Source organism: Phyllobacterium sp. TAF24, from assembly GCF_052113785.1.
GTDB lineage: Bacteria > Pseudomonadota > Alphaproteobacteria > Rhizobiales > Rhizobiaceae > Phyllobacterium.
Map to the genome: position 1 here is coordinate 108,637 of NZ_JBFRDN010000012.1, position 14,800 is coordinate 123,436.

At 53.6% G+C, this 14,800-nt stretch carries 12 protein-coding genes; 4 read left to right on the plus strand and 8 right to left on the minus strand.

What is annotated here, in order from left to right; translation table 11 throughout:
- Positions 1–5 precede the first annotated feature (5 nt).
- Complete coding sequence (locus AB4Y96_RS12795) at positions 6–1,034, minus strand: sugar ABC transporter substrate-binding protein (protein WP_441917775.1); 1,029 nt, start codon at positions 1,032–1,034, stop codon at positions 6–8.
- Positions 1,035–1,411: 377 nt separating this feature from the next.
- Here AB4Y96_RS12795 and AB4Y96_RS12800 point away from each other — a divergent pair, with 377 nt between their 5' ends.
- Positions 1,412–2,641, plus strand: coding sequence for an SfnB family sulfur acquisition oxidoreductase (locus AB4Y96_RS12800; RefSeq protein ID WP_441917777.1), 1,230 nt, complete (start codon positions 1,412–1,414; stop codon positions 2,639–2,641).
- A gap of 14 nt (positions 2,642–2,655) precedes the next feature.
- Entirely contained in the window at positions 2,656–4,047 is a 1,392-nt protein-coding gene (locus AB4Y96_RS12805) for an LLM class flavin-dependent oxidoreductase (RefSeq protein ID WP_441917779.1), read from the plus strand.
- Between the two features lie 63 nt (positions 4,048–4,110).
- On the opposite strand, the gene AB4Y96_RS12810 is transcribed toward AB4Y96_RS12805, so the two are convergent.
- On the minus strand, positions 4,111–5,157 hold the full coding sequence (locus AB4Y96_RS12810; RefSeq protein ID WP_441917781.1) for a substrate-binding domain-containing protein: 1,047 nt from the start codon (positions 5,155–5,157) through the stop codon (positions 4,111–4,113).
- Between the two features lie 391 nt (positions 5,158–5,548).
- Between AB4Y96_RS12810 and AB4Y96_RS12815 the strand changes: the two genes are divergently transcribed.
- Together AB4Y96_RS12815 and AB4Y96_RS12820 are read left to right on the plus strand one after the other, a co-directional pair.
- Positions 5,549–7,027, plus strand: coding sequence for a sugar ABC transporter ATP-binding protein (locus AB4Y96_RS12815; RefSeq protein ID WP_441917783.1), 1,479 nt, complete (start codon positions 5,549–5,551; stop codon positions 7,025–7,027).
- Entirely contained in the window at positions 7,024–8,082 is a 1,059-nt protein-coding gene (locus tag AB4Y96_RS12820) for an ABC transporter permease (RefSeq protein ID WP_441917785.1), read from the plus strand. The genes AB4Y96_RS12815 and AB4Y96_RS12820 overlap by 4 nt, the downstream gene beginning before the upstream one ends.
- 220 nt (positions 8,083–8,302) lie before the next feature.
- On the opposite strand, the gene AB4Y96_RS12825 is transcribed toward AB4Y96_RS12820, so the two are convergent.
- The 6 genes from AB4Y96_RS12825 to AB4Y96_RS12850 form a co-directional block, all read right to left on the minus strand.
- Positions 8,303–9,550 (minus strand): SfnB family sulfur acquisition oxidoreductase, encoded by a 1,248-nt coding sequence (locus AB4Y96_RS12825; RefSeq protein WP_441917787.1) that lies wholly within the window; start codon positions 9,548–9,550, stop codon positions 8,303–8,305.
- Between the two features lie 24 nt (positions 9,551–9,574).
- On the minus strand, positions 9,575–10,369 hold the full coding sequence (locus AB4Y96_RS12830; protein WP_441917789.1) for an ABC transporter ATP-binding protein: 795 nt from the start codon (positions 10,367–10,369) through the stop codon (positions 9,575–9,577).
- A 78-nt stretch (positions 10,370–10,447) separates the two neighbouring features.
- Positions 10,448–11,782, minus strand: a complete 1,335-nt coding sequence (locus tag AB4Y96_RS12835; RefSeq protein ID WP_175540697.1) for an ABC transporter substrate-binding protein — start codon at positions 11,780–11,782, stop codon at positions 10,448–10,450.
- Positions 11,783–11,879: 97 nt separating this feature from the next.
- Positions 11,880–12,920 carry a branched-chain amino acid ABC transporter permease gene (locus AB4Y96_RS12840; RefSeq protein ID WP_441917791.1) on the minus strand — a complete coding sequence of 347 codons (1,041 nt, stop codon included), beginning with the start codon at positions 12,918–12,920 and terminating at the stop codon, positions 11,880–11,882.
- Between the two features lie 2 nt (positions 12,921–12,922).
- Positions 12,923–13,819, minus strand: a complete 897-nt coding sequence (locus tag AB4Y96_RS12845) for a branched-chain amino acid ABC transporter permease (protein WP_441917793.1) — start codon at positions 13,817–13,819, stop codon at positions 12,923–12,925.
- A complete protein-coding gene (locus AB4Y96_RS12850; RefSeq protein WP_441917795.1) occupies positions 13,819–14,721 on the minus strand; it encodes an ABC transporter ATP-binding protein in 903 nt (300 codons plus the stop codon). The genes AB4Y96_RS12845 and AB4Y96_RS12850 overlap by 1 nt, the downstream gene beginning before the upstream one ends.
- Positions 14,722–14,800: the final 79 nt, after the last annotated feature.

Sequence of the window (14,800 nt, forward strand, 5' to 3'; positions counted from 1 at the left end):
CGCCATCAACCGAGACGCAGGGTCTTGGTGACTTCCTCGATATTCTTCTTGTTGGCGATGAGGGCGGGAACGTAGGTCTCACGCGGTAATTTCTGCCCGGCGAGGTAGCGCGCCACATTGCGGATAGCCGTACGGCCGATCTCTTCCGGTTGCTGTGCTGCATTGCCTGCGGCCGGTGAATTCGGATCGCGAACCAGTTGCAAAACTTCCGGGCTGCCATCGACACCATAGGTGCTGATTTCCGTGCGGCCTGCAGCGACCAAAGCCTGTGTAGCGCCTAACTGGGGAATGTCCCAGGCAGACCAGATCGCCTTGATCGACCCCTTTTCCGGATATTTGTTGAGGATCGCCGTGATCTGGCTGAACGCATCCTGAACGGTGTTCGGGATGACATCCCGTAGCTCCGGTTCGATGATTTTTACATCGGGATAATATTTGATCACAGCTTTCAACTGGTCATAACGGATAGCGCAGGGCACGACGCCATAGAAGCCGTTAAACACCACAATATTTCCAGCACCACCAATATCAGACACCAATTGCAGAGCAAGGTCGGAACCAATGCGCCAGTTGTCCGATGTAGTGTTGTTGAGTGAATTGGGCGTGCCAACGTCGATGGTAAAGACCGGTATCTTGGCATCCTTCGCGCGCTTCAACCACGGATCAACGACGGTCAGCGTTCCCAGCAACTGCACCAGCGCATCGGGTCGCTGTGCGATCAGCGTCTGCAACTGCGAGACAAGCTTGGTATCGTTGCGCTGCGCATCAACGGCAATGGGCTCACCACCCAGCTTCTTCACTTCATCGATCTGGGCATTATAGGCCGTCAGGTCAAAATGATGATCCGTACCGGTAGCGCTGATGGCAATACGCTTGCCTTTGAGCGAAGGTATCTCTTCTTCGGCGGCGACTGCACCGCTGCTTGCGCCAAGCAATCCGGCATTGGCAACAGCGAGCGTCGCACCAGCGGCCAGACCAGCCTTGAGTAGGTTGCGACGGCCGATCGCCAGTGCGGAATTTTTTATTTCGCTCATTACTGTCTCCTGATACCCATTTTGGCCCAGCTCGATAAATGGCCGGCATTATCAATCTGGCTATCAGGGTAGTTACTCTACTCATTTAATCGAGATTAAACTTTTCCCGCTTGGCTGGCGTCAGGAAAAACGGTCCTCATTTTGAGGCAGGAGTCACATCGATATTCCGGATCAGCCTCCATTTAAGGCGTATGACAGCGCCCACATGCTTGGTATTGGAAATTGCTTTTGCCCGGCCGCTTTCATGATCTCCAACGCGTTTTGCGTGATTGTCCCAATTTATAGAAATTCGTTTCTTCCAACTTTACCCCGTACAAAGAAAACTCTGCACCAGCGAAAGCACGCTCATTGCCCACAAGCATCAAGAGAAGAATCCGATGACGAGTATACCGCTTCAACGCTTCAACCTAAGCGATGCATCCGCCGTCGGAGCACATCGTGTTGCCGGTGATCAGGAAGCGTTGGAGACCGCAAAACGGTTGGCTGCGGAATTCGCCAAGGGAGCGGCCGAGCGCGACCGTCAAAGGCAGCTTCCCCATCAAGAGCTGGAAACTCTCTCACGATCCGGTCTGCTCGCCATCACTGTTCCAAAAGAGTTTGGCGGTATTGATGTTAATACTGCGACGCTGGCGGAAGTGACGGCAATTCTCTCCGAAGCTGATCCTTCTATCGGGCAGATACCCCAGAACCATTTCTACATTCTCGAAGCCTTGCGCGTGGATGGCACACGGGAACAGCAAGCCTTCTTCTTCGACCGTGTGCTACAAGGCGACCGGTTCGGCAACGCCCTGTCAGAGAAGGGTACAAAGACCGTCGCGCATTATAATACCCGCATCGTACCGGATGGTTCGCGATACCGCATCAATGGGCAAAAATTCTATTCGACTGGCGTACTCTTTGCGCATTGGGTGGTTATCTTTGCCACTGATCCGCAGGATCAGATCACCATGTCGTTTGTGCCGCGCGATACACCCGGCCTTACCCTTGTCGATGACTGGGCCGGTTTCGGCCAGCGCACCACCGGCAGCGGCACGACCATCATTAAAGATGTGATTGTGGATGCAGGTGCTGTTGTCCAGCACCATAAAGGCTTCGAACGGCCATCAACCATCGGATCAGTCGGCCAGATCATCCATGCAGGTGTTGATCTTGGCATTGCCCGTGCTGCCTTGCAAGAAACCATTGATTTCGTCCGCACCAAATCCCGCCCATGGATGGACAGCGGCGTCGAGCGCGCCTCCGAAGACCCGCACACCATTGCGCGGGTTGGCGATCTCGCTATCCGTATTGACGCGGCGACCGCCCTGCTCGCCCGTTCCGGCGATCTTGTCGACAAGGCTAAAGCCAATCCAAGCGAAGAGAATGTTGTCGCCGCCTCCGTTGCGGTTGCTGGGGCGAAGGTTCTAACAACAGAGGTAGCAATACAGGCGACCAACCTCCTGTTTGAACTGGCAGGCACAAGTTCCACTCAGTCGGATCTCAACCTCGATCGCCATTGGCGTAATGCCCGTACCCACACCCTGCATGATCCTATTCGATGGAAATATCATGTGGTCGGCAATTACCTTTTGAACGACGTGGTGCCTCCCCGCCATGGCGCCCTTTGACCGGAGTTTCCCCTATGACCCGTGAAATTCGTCTCAACGCTTTCGACATGAACTGCGTGGGCCATCAGTCACCCGGCCTTTGGCGTCATCCGCGCGACCAGGCATGGACCTATAAGGACCTGGACTACTGGGTGAATCTTGCAAAAACGCTGGAGCGCGGCAAGTTTGATGGCCTGTTCATTGCGGACGTGCTCGGCATTTATGACGTTCTCAATGGCAGTAAGGACGCCGCCATTCGCCATTCGGCGCAGGTGCCGGTCAATGATCCCCTGCAACTGATCCCGGCTATGGCCTATGCCACGGAACATCTCGGCTTTGGTCTCACTGCCTCGCTATCCTTCGAACACCCCTATACCTTTGCACGTCGCCTTTCGACGCTTGATCATCTGACAAAAGGCCGAGCAGGCTGGAACATCGTCACCTCTTATCTTGAAAGCGGCGCACGCAATGTGGGGCAGAGCAATCAGGCCAGACATGATGACCGCTATGATGTAGCGGAGGAATATCTTGCAGTTTGCTACAAGCTCTGGGAAGGCAGTTGGGAAGATGGTGCAGTTTTACGCGACCGTGAAACCGGTATTTTCACCGATCCTGCGAAAGTTCACGAGATACGTCATGAAGGCAAGTACTTCAACGTTCCTGGCATTCATCTGTGCGAACCCTCGCCGCAGCGCACGCCAGTACTCTATCAGGCAGGTGCATCCAAACGAGGCAAAGATTTTGCAGGGCAGAATGCGGAGTGCGTTTTCGTTGCGGCCCCCTCGAAATCTGTTCTCAAAAAATACGTCGCCAATGTCCGCCAGGCTGCTGAGGAAGCAGGACGCAATCCGCGCGAAATCCTGACATTCAATCTGCAGACTGTCATCCTGGGCGAAACCGATGCGCAGGCAAAAGCCAAGTTCGATGAGTACCGGAAGTACGTATCGTATGAAGGTGCATTGACCCTTATCTCCGGCTGGACGGGTATTGATTTCGGACAGTTCGCACCGGACGAAATATTGCGTCACCGCTATACGGATGCTGTGCAGTCAGCTGTTGAGACATTTACAACGGTTGATCCGAACAAATCATGGACCGTGCGCGAGATGGCCGACTGGGTCGGGATTGGCGGTTTCGGTCCGGTCTTTGTTGGTTCGCCTTCAACCGTCGCGGACCTTTTGCAGGAATGGATCGAAGATACTGATGTCGATGGTTTCAATCTTGCCTATGCGGTGACACCGGAGACCTTTGAGGACGTGGTCAATCTGCTTGTACCGGAGTTGCAAAAGCGCGGTGTCTATAAGACCGATTATCGTTCGGGCACATTGCGTGAAAAACTGTTCGGTGCCGGCCCGCGTCTGCAAGCACCTCATCCAGCTGCCAATTACCGGCACCTCCGCGTTCCGGGATCTAAAGTAGCCGCATAGCCAAGCGGAACACTGGCCCCAAGAGTTTTACTTGGGGCCAATCGCCATCTCAAACTGAGCCGCCTAATATAATTTGGCGGGAATCCAATCTGCCGTCACCGCATCGCTCGTACTGAAGGATGGTAGCTTCGAAGCCAAATCCTCAATTGTTTTGACTCCTGCCTCACGCAATGCTGTTTGGGTCAGGAGTGCGGGTTTGACGACAATCTGCCGTGGGACAACGGAACCGGCGACCTTCAGAGCAATCGCGCGGATCGAGACGGCTCCAACAACAGCCGGATTGGTTGCGGCCGTTGCGACCCAGGGGCTGCCATCCTCAGTAATTTCCTGTATATCAGCCGTCGACACGTCGGCGGAGTAAATCTTCACTCTGTCCGCGATACCAAGATCACGAGCAGCGAGTTTCACACCGCGGGCGAACTCATCGTAAGGCGCGAAAACGACCGTGATCTTGGGGTTGGCAGCCAATGCTGCCTTGGCCTGATCGGACGTGCTCGTTGCTGTGGTATCGCTCACAATACCAAAGCGGGCCTTTTCGACAACATCCGGATTTTTTGATTTAAACGTCTCCCATGTTTCATTGCGTCGATCAAGCGGAGCAAAACCAGCAACGTAGGCATATCCGGCCTGGAAGCTGCTGCCATTGTCCTTGACAGCCTGTTCAAGCGCAAGACGTGCCAATTCGTGATCACTCTGCTCCACCTGCGGTATTTCGGGATTGTTGAGATTCACATCAAAAGCAACCACTTTGATCCCGGCATCAATAGCCTGTTGAACAATGTCACCGATAGATTCTGGCAGACCGTGATCAATGACAATTCCCTTCACACCAAGATTGATGGCTTGTTGAATTTGCTCCCGTTGCTCTGCGGCGTTCTGTCTGCCGGGAAACACACGAAGATCAATTCCGAGTTGTTTTGCCTGCGCCTGGGCACCGGCCTGATAGGATTGAAAAAAATCGCCCGCCGAAATGTAGGAGATTAATGCGATTTGCACGCCACCTTTGTCAAAAGGCGAAGGCGCTCCTTCAATACCTGCTGCTAGGGCACTGCCCAGAAGGCCAAATGATATCGCACCTGTAACTATTCCAAGACGATTCAGATGCTGCATGATTCCGTTCCTTCAAGACAGACATTGATTAGGGCGGCGGAAAACGCTGTCCCATGTTTCCTCGCATCACCAAGATATCGACTGTGGTGTTCCTGTATAATCATGCAGTTCCAATTTTGAGGCACCGTCGAAAAACGTTGTTCTTTGATGGAGTATTATTGGAATGAAATGCCCCGTGCCGATTGCACATGAAGGTGTGCTGATATGGCTTTCATAGGTTCTTGGCTGAGTGTGCTGTTTGAACGTAGCGCTCCGGTATAATCTTGCATCGTCATCTGAATATTTGAAATCTGGTTCTTCGATCCGCGCTATCCGGCGGCCCTTGCATGTGAGACATTCCTGCAGTGTTTTGGAGAATGACTTTCGTGTCGTCAGATGGATACTAAAGCCTATGCCACTGTTGGAGATTGACAAACTTTCGCGTTCTTTCGGTTCCACGCGCGCTTTGATTGATGTAGATCTTCAAATTCATGAAGGTGAAATTGTCACCCTGATGGGCGCAAACGGTGCCGGCAAATCCACACTTGTCAAGATATTGTCAGGCGTGTTTCCGGCTGATGAGGGAACCATCCGCTTTAGGAGCGTAGCGTTTGCACCGCAATCACCAGCAGAAGCAGTGCATGCAGGTATCGCAACCGTTCACCAATCATTGGATAGTGTCGGAGCCCCTGGGCTGACAGTTGCCGATATCCTGCTCCTTAATCAATATGCCAATCGTTCCCATCCCTTCTTCCTCAGCAGATCCGGGGTAAGACGCCGTGCCCATGCTATTCTTGACGAGGTCGGGTTCGACCTGCCACTCAATCGCGACTTTGCCGAACTTTCTACTGCCGATCGCCAACTTGTGGCTATCGCCCGGGCACTTTCCAATAACGCCTCGCTTCTGATTCTTGATGAGCCAACTTCCAGTCTCTCAGGAAGGGAAGCAAAACGGCTTTACGACACCCTTTTACGGATCAAGGCCAAAGGCCTGTCTATCCTTTATATTTCACACCGGCTTGCCGATTTGGAGGCGTTGGCAGACCGTGCCGTAGTCATGCGCAGTGGCAGGATTGCGGGCGTTTTCGAACGACCCATCGCTTTCAACAGCGCTATCGAAACGATGATTGGCCGCAAACTTTCCGCAGCGCGAGTTGATGCGCGCGAAGCACGGGGCGCGCCCATTCTTACAATGCTCAATGCCCAGCTTTTATCGGAGACTGAACCATTCGACCTGTTGGTGCACAAGGGAGAGGTCGTTGCTATTACCGGAGTTCTTGGGGCGGGTAAGAGCAGGCTTCTATCAACTATTTTTGGACTCCATCCGCTTGCACACGGCCAGATGTTGCTCAATGGTGAACGCTACGCACCAACGGGTCCAGGCAGCGCCCTTGCCTCTGGTGTTGCTATGGCTGGTGAAGATCGCCATCGCTCATCGCTGATACCCACCGATTGGCCAGGCAGTACGCTCGCTCACACGATCAGCTTGCCACATCTGGCGAAATGGTACCCTTCCGGTTTTCTTTTGGGCAAGCGCGAGCAACGGGAAGCTCAAAGTGCGATAATCCGTCTGGGTATAAAGGCATCCGGACCGTTTGCACCAATTTACACCCTTTCGGGAGGCAACCAGCAAAAAGCCGTATTAGCCCGCTGGGAGGCGGAACAGGGCAAATTGCTGTTACTCGATGAGCCTTTTCAAGGCGTGGATATCGGCGCACGAAACGACATTATAAGAGCAATCCGCAGCAGGACAGATCGGGCCATCCTGATCGCAACATCCGATCCCGAAGAAGCTTTTGAAGTCGCCGACCGTGTCCTTTTTATTGAACGGCACAGCCTGAAATCATCGMTTGATGCTGATTATAGCACTCTGGAGAAGTTAACGTCATGACGGGTTTCAACCAGAAAACGGACCTTCTTTCGTCCGATAGTGATGATGCACGTGCGCAGAAAGGGTCCTTCGCAAGAAGGCTATCACGCGCGACCCAAAAGGGAGCAATCTTTATCCTGCTTACGGTCCTGATCGTGGGATTTGCTATCGCACAGCCCGCCTTTATCAATGTCCTCAATTTGATGAGTATTCTGCAGGCGGTATCGGTAGTCGCAATTCTCGGCGCGGGTGTCACAATCACGCTTGCTGTCGGCGGTTTTGACCTATCCATTGGTGCTGTTGCAGCATCAAGTGTCATGATGGCAAGCTACTCTATGATCGTCTGGGGATTCGGTGTCTATGCGACGTTGCCGATCGTACTGGCCTTCGGTGCTACAGTGGGCATCGCCAATGCTTTGCTCATCGTGAAGCTGCGTGTCCCTGACCTCCTGGCAACTTTGGCGATGATGTTTCTGCTGACCGGCTTGCAACTCATTCCAACAGCAGGGCGTTCCATTTCGTCCGGACTGATCTTGCCAAATGGGATGACATCAACGGGCACTTACGATCCCCATTTCTTATTGATCGGACGATACAGTCTTTATGGCATTGTCCCCATCCCGGTCATCATCATGATCATCGCTGCAATCGTGCTTTTCGTTTTCACGGAAAACACGCGTGTTGGAAGACTACTTTTCGCGGCGGGTGGCAACGAACTGGCTACACGATTAGCCGGCGCCTCCACGGCTCGTCTCAAGACTATCGCCTATGTTATCTCGGGCACGCTTGCCTCGCTAGGTGGCATTATAATCGCCGCTCGTGTGGGGCGTGGTGATGTATCATCTGGTGGATCTCTTTTGATGGATTCGGTCGCAGCAGCTCTGATCGGCTTCGCTGTACTCGGTCTGCGCCGTCCCAATGTTTTTGGTACCGTTATCGGTGCGATTTTCGTGGGGGTGCTGCTGAACGGACTGACCATGCTCAACATCCCCTATTACACTCAGGATTTTGTTAAAGGAGCGGTGCTCGTTGGAGCTTTAGCGCTGACCTACGGACTTGGTCGAAGCGCGTATTGATCTCATCAGCACAGACTTCCCTTTTGCACATCTGGCGATTCAGGTACCGGCCTGTTCACTCGACTGGACGACAGTAATTAAGGGTAACTTATGTGGCAGCAACTTCATGGTCTAATATCTTGATCTATGGCACACCAATACCAGTTGGCATTGGTGTGCCACAAAGAAACTCAGGAGTGGTCCCACGGCATGATTCAGGCAGGTTTAGGCCTGACTTCGATCAACTCCAGGCGTGCAGCGGCGGTTTCTCGCCATTGAGGAAATACTTGCCTAAAATCGCGTACTTCCAACGAACCGGATCGTGCAACGTGTGAGTACGTGCATTGCGCCAGTGTCTGTCCAGATTGTGTTCAGCAAGCGTGGAGCGGGTTCCCGCCAGCTCGAAGAGTTTGTTGGTGGCAGCAATGGCAATTTCCGTGGATAGAATTTTCGCTTCTGCCGTGACAATCTGAGCCTCCGCGACAGTCTCAGCGCTTGGAGTGGCAACGGCGCGATCTATGGCATAGCCCGCCTTCTCCAAAAGGGCCTGGGCCGCATGCAAACGCAAGGTAAGATCACCGATTGCCTGAATCGTGTATGGATCGTCCCATGCGTTCTCAATACCACTGTCGACCCAGGCACGGCTTTTCGTGCGCACGAAATTGACCGTTTCATCAATAGCCGCCTGCGCAATGCCTGTATCAACGGCTACTTGAATGATCTGGAAAACAGCACCGTCCGCCGTCGGTGTCTCATATCCTTTATAGCCCGGCACAAGGTGCGTCTTAGGCACTTTGACATTGTTGAGGATGACTGTCCCGGAAAGTGTCGTACGTTGGCCAAAACTCGTCCAGTCATCAACAACACTCAAACCGGGCGCACCGCGCTCGGCAATGGCGTACCAGGCGCGTCCCAGATCATCGAGCGCCACGATCGGCACAAGATGAGCAAGCAACGCGCCGGAGGAGTAGAACTTCTGGCCATTGACGAGAACATGGTCCCCATGATCGGTAAAACGGGTCTCGAAATCGGCCGCACGTTTTGATCCAAACTCCGAAAAGGCATTGCCGAAACGCGTCCCTTTGAGCACTTCCGCGAACAGGAGCTTTTGCTGTTCTTCATCCGACACAGTACGAATTGCAGCAACAACGCCAAGATGGTTCTGCGCGATCTGGCCTATAGAGGAGTCGGCAGCCGAGATAATTTCGATTACCTTTGCCAGTGTTGCATAGGAAACCTCAGGACCACCGTATTTCTTGGGGACATTAATCGACCAGAGCCCGCTTTGGGAAAATGCGTCAAGCTCGACAATCGGCCATATCCGTTCGCGGTCCCGCTGTGCTGATCCCGTCACGAATGTTTCCGCCAAGGTCTTTGCAATGGCAATCGCCTCCGCATCGCTGCTGATGACGTGAGCAGGTTCGGCCGGTCGAGGGAACGGCGGGACCGCCTCAGATGCATTGTCGATATTCACTTTGGAAATGGTCATTGTGGTATCTCCTCATTAAGGGATTCAGGTTCCAACTACGGTCAATGAATGATTTGGTGCGGAAGGCACGGTCTTTTGCCCGAGGTAAAAGCTTGTCACATCGCTACCGTCGCGGAGCTCTTCAGCAGAACCACTCAAAACGGTAGTCCCGTTTTCAAGGATTACGGCCCGATGCGCATATTTGAGAGCAACCGTGGAATTCTGCTCTGCGATGAGGATCGCAAGCCCGGTATCGCGATTGAGCTTGCGCAGATTTTCGAAAATGTCCCTGACAACAAGCGGTGCAAGGCCCATCGACGGCTCATCAAGCACGAGCAGCCGTGGCCGCGACATCAATGCCCTGCCGATGGCGGTCATTTGCTGCTCTCCGCCCGAAGTCAGCCCGGCCAGTGTCCGCCGTTTTTCTTTGAGGCGTGGAAACTGGACATAGATCTGTTCCAGATCGCTGGAAATTTCCGATCGGCCTGCGCTGCGGCCAATCCCGCCTGTGATGAGATTTTCCTCTACAGTCAGATTGCGGAAACAATGGCGCCCCTCCAGTACCTGTACCAAACCTGATCGAACGAGATCAGCAGGCGCTCTGGTGGTAACGTCCCTCCCGCCAAAGCGGATGGAACCGGCGGTAATCTGGCCCCGCTCTGCCGGGAGTAGATTTGATATTGCCTTGAGCGTCGTCGTTTTGCCAGCACCATTGGCTCCCAGCAACGCAACGATTTCGCCCTGCCCGACAGTGAGGCTCACACCCTGCAATGCGGTGATAGCATGGTTATATATAGCGCTCACGCCATCCACCAAAAGCAATAGATCTTTGTCAGCCATGGGATCGCCTCCGTTTGGGCAGAACGCTGATTGCCGGACCCGGACGGTGGTTGAATGCCATCGTCCGGGACTGTGGTTTCAGTTGGTTGCGGTTATCGCATCTTCAGATGTGCGCAACTTGATGCCTTTTTCCCTGGCATAGGCTTCGGCTGACTTCTCGATAATCGGCCGGAGCAGCGCCCAATCCGGGGCAATCCAGTCCGAGACAACGTTCCACTTCTTGCCATCCCATTGCTGGAAGGTGACGTAGCCATTGCCCTCATGGTTGTCCCAGGTCACGTTGATTGAATGGAACAAGCCCTTGGCTCCCAATGCTTCAACGCGGGCAGTATCGAGTTGCAGATGTTCGAAGCCCCAGCGGACCTCGTCACCGGTCAGCGTCCGTTTGCCGAATTTTTCCTGCGCGATGCGGATAGCCTCAACGTTGAGGATGCCGTTGACGATACCAAGATTATGATAGACGGAACCAATGCGGCTTTTGTCTTCCAGATTGCCCTTGCCATTATCATAGAGTGTCTTGATGATTTCCTTGACCACGGGATATTCAGCACCGGACGCCTGCGTGGTGATGGCGGTATAACCCTTTGCCGCATCACCAGCTGGGATGGCATCCTCTTCCGAATTGGACCAGACATTCCCAACGATGTGGTCAACAGGGAAACCGACCTTGGCTGCGCTTTTCAGAGCGACCGGGTTCATCACACCCCAGCCACGCAGGACGACGTAATCCGGCTTCGCCCGGCGGATTGTCAGCCATTGCGCCTGCTGTTCGTTACCCGGATGTGGAACTTCAATCTGCTGCAGTTCAAAGCCATACTTCTTGGCGAGAAGCTCGTAGATCGGAATCGTTTCCTTGCCGTAAGGCGATCCATGGTAGAGCACAACGATCTTCTTGCCCTTGAGGCTTTCCAGCCCGCCTTCCTTGGAAGCGATGTAGTTTACGATACCCGATGTTTCGCTATAGGGATTGAGCAGCAGCGGAAAAACATAAGGAAATACGCGTCCATCCGTTGAATCGGTACGGCCATGATTAATGGTGATCAAGGGCACTTTGTCCTGAGTAATCCGGTCGATCATTGCGTAAGCTATACCGACGGACAGCGGGTTCCACGCGGCAACACCGGGGGTGCTTTTCAGGCGCTCATAAACCTCGACACCACGCTCCACCTCATACTGTGTCTCGCCTTCTGACCACGTAAGCTTGACACCATTGACGCCGCCATCGCGTGTATTGATCAAATTGAGATAGTCGATGAAACCACCGAAGAAGCCGGTCCCGCCAGCGGCGTAAGGTCCAACACGGTAACTTTGCAGTGGAAAATACTGCTCGTCCGCATGGGCTGCAGGAACAGCGACTGACAGGACAAGGGTCGCCGCGACCACGGCTAGTTTCAGTTTGTTGAATATGCGCATTTCTGGATACACTCCTCTTGTTGACCGGTGAGATTCCGGTCGAATATTGATTGCAGGCGAAGGTTTCATTGCAGGGCCAAATGGCTTCCCGGATACATCAGCGCTTGTTCAAGCGGGCGATCGTTCGTTTTCGAATTCTGTCCCAGAGCGCTACTAAACCGTCCGGCTCCAGAATGAGAAACAGGATGATCAGAACGCCCAGAACAATACGCTGGCTCATTTCCAGCACACCGGAATTGAACAGGTCTCCAAACAGAAAGGAGCCGAGCCGAGACAGGATCAGCGGTGAGACAACGAGCAGGGCCGCCCCGAAAAATGCACCACGAATGGATGCGAGCCCACCAATGATAATGATGAAGAGAATCTGGAATGATCGATCAAGATTGAAACCCGCCGGCTCCACCGTTCTCAAATACGTGAAAGCCCAGAGCACCCCTGCAATGCCAATAATGAACGACGAAATCGCAAAGGCCACGAGTTTCGTTTTCAGCACTGGTACGCCAATAATCCGTGCAGCCGTTTCATTATCGCGCACCGCGATGAAATTTCGCCCTGTCTGCGATGAGACCAACCTGTAAGCAAAGAACGTCAGAAGCGTCACAACTGTCAGAGAAAAAAGATAGCGACCAACTGCACCGGTGAATGCCACACCTGCTACGGAAAGCTGCGGCGCATCAATGACCCCCGAAGCGGAATCGTTGGAGAACCAACCGAATTTGGTCAGCGTCCATTGAACGAAAAACTGTGCAGCCAATGTCGAAACCGCCAGATAGAAACCCTTGAGACGAAGGCTCGGCAAGCCGAAGACAATGCCGATGCCTGCGGCCACAAAGCCGGAAAGAAGGATGCTGCCAATCAGCGGCAAGCCCTCGACGCGAAGATTGAAATTATACGCCGCAAAGGCACCCACAGCCAGAAACGCTGCACTGCCAAGCGACACCTGCCCGGCATATCCAGTCAGAATATTGAGTCCCACTCCAGCCAGACTGAGCGCAAGAAAAGGCAAAAGAATTGCCTCAAACAGATAGTTTGTGCCGATGATTGGAACAATGAGATAGGCAAAGCCCAATACGAGAGCAGGGTAAAGCCAATGCGGAATGCGTAAAGGAAATGATACTTCGAGGGTGGCAAAGGTCATGGTTAAACCCTTTCCACCAGCTTTTGCCCGAAAATTCCGGAAGGGCGTATCAAAAGAAAAGCCAGAGCGACCACATAGGCGAACCAGCTTTCGATACCACCGCCGAAATATTCGCCGATATAGACCTCCGCGAGCTTCTCTGTTGCCCCAATGAGAAGCCCGCCGACAATAGCTCCGGGGATGGAGTCAAACCCACCAAGGACGAGTACCGGGAGCGCCTTCAGAACAACCAGCGATAGCGAGAACTGCACCCCCAGCCGCGCGCCCCACAGCAGTCCAGCGACAAGCGCGACGAGACCGGCAACAGCCCAGACGGTTGCCCATATCCATGGCAAACGCAGTCCGACGGCAAGGGCCGCAAACTGATCGTCAGCGACCGCGCGGAATGCAAGACCGACACGGGTGTAGCGAAAGAAGATCGACAAGAATAGCACCAGCACAGCGGCAACCGCTGCTGCAAAGAAATCGAATTGGCTGATGAGAATGCCGCCCACTTCAAAAGGAACATCGTCAATGCCAAGGTCAAGACCATGGACCTGTGTGCCCCATAACAACTGTGCCGCACCTTCGAGAATGTAGGACAGGCCCAATGTTGCCATGAATAAAGTCATGGGCGGCCTGTTGGTTAAAGGTCTGAGCACAACGCGCTCGATAGCAATACCGATGGCGACCATCACGGCAAAAGTGATGACCAGTGCCAGAGCGAATGGCACGCCTCGTTCAACCAGACTGACAAAGGTCAAAGCAGCAAAGAGCAACATCGCGCCCTGCGCAAAATTCAAGACGCCCGACGTCTTGTAGATCAGCACAAAGCCAATCGCGACAAGCGAGTACATGACGCCTGAAAGCAAACCTCCGATCAGAACTTCAAGAAAGAATTGCCAGTCGAACCCGGACATCAGATTCCCTCGCCATCAATGTTCTCGGCTGCAATGCCGAGATAGGCGTCAATCACCCTTTGATCAGAACGGATTTCCTCGGGCGTTCCATCAGCGATCTTCCGGCCATAATCAAGGACAGCGATATGGTCAGAAAGTTCCATGACGACGCCGATATCGTGTTCGATAAGAACAATAGTCGTGCCGTACTCCCGGTTGGCAGCATGAACAAACTCCGTCATCTCGGCTTTTTCAGGTGTCGTCATCCCCGCCATCGKTTCATCAAGCAAAAGGATCGCCGGTTCGGCCACAAGCGCACGGGCCAGCTCAACGCGCTTCTGCAAGCCATAGGGCAAAGTACCTGAGAGACGTTGGCTGACGTGGGTCAAATTGAGGAATTCCAGAATGCTGGTGGCACGGCCATACGCATCTGCCTCTTCGCTTCGTGACCGGCCAATGCCAAACACCTGTCCAAGAAACGTCGACCTGACTTTATATGCCCGGCCCGAGACAACGTTGTCGATTACGCTCAAACCTTTGAACAAAGCCAGGTTCTGGAATGTTCTGGCAATTCCCAGATGAGCCAGTTTTTGCGAGGGCACACCGGCGAAACGATTAGCGCCGATCCTGACACAGCCCCGATCCGGTTTGTAAACACCACTGATAATATTAATGAGTGAGCTTTTGCCGGCACCATTGGGTCCAATGATCGCTGTTATTTCTCTTTCGCGCACAACCAGATCGATATTCTCCAGAGCGACCACACCACCAAAGGACAGATCCACGCCCTCCAGCTCGAGAGCAATGTTATCAGCTGCATTTAGGCCTTTACCTAGGCCGCACAATTCCCGGCCCTCTGCCGCGATATCGGCAGGGAAGTACGTGGTGGCTGGCCCTCCCAGTACGCGGTTCATCGAATTCATCAGGCTTCTCCGGCAATATCCCACTCGACAGAACGGCAGGTATGCAATCTCGTTCGCAGACCAGATCAAACTGATCCGC

Coding starts and splice junctions, on each gene's coding strand:
- AB4Y96_RS12795 (WP_441917775.1), bottom strand. CDS start 1,034: ATGAGCGAAATAAAAAATTCCGCACTGGCGATCGGCCGTCGCAACCTA.
- AB4Y96_RS12800 (WP_441917777.1), top strand. CDS start 1,412: ATGACGAGTATACCGCTTCAACGCTTCAACCTAAGCGATGCATCCGCC.
- AB4Y96_RS12805 (WP_441917779.1), top strand. CDS start 2,656: ATGACCCGTGAAATTCGTCTCAACGCTTTCGACATGAACTGCGTGGGC.
- AB4Y96_RS12810 (WP_441917781.1), bottom strand. CDS start 5,157: ATGCAGCATCTGAATCGTCTTGGAATAGTTACAGGTGCGATATCATTT.
- AB4Y96_RS12820 (WP_441917785.1), top strand. CDS start 7,024: ATGACGGGTTTCAACCAGAAAACGGACCTTCTTTCGTCCGATAGTGAT.
- AB4Y96_RS12825 (WP_441917787.1), bottom strand. CDS start 9,550: ATGACCATTTCCAAAGTGAATATCGACAATGCATCTGAGGCGGTCCCG.
- AB4Y96_RS12830 (WP_441917789.1), bottom strand. CDS start 10,369: ATGGCTGACAAAGATCTATTGCTTTTGGTGGATGGCGTGAGCGCTATA.
- AB4Y96_RS12835 (WP_175540697.1), bottom strand. CDS start 11,782: ATGCGCATATTCAACAAACTGAAACTAGCCGTGGTCGCGGCGACCCTT.
- AB4Y96_RS12840 (WP_441917791.1), bottom strand. CDS start 12,920: ATGACCTTTGCCACCCTCGAAGTATCATTTCCTTTACGCATTCCGCAT.
- AB4Y96_RS12845 (WP_441917793.1), bottom strand. CDS start 13,819: ATGTCCGGGTTCGACTGGCAATTCTTTCTTGAAGTTCTGATCGGAGGT.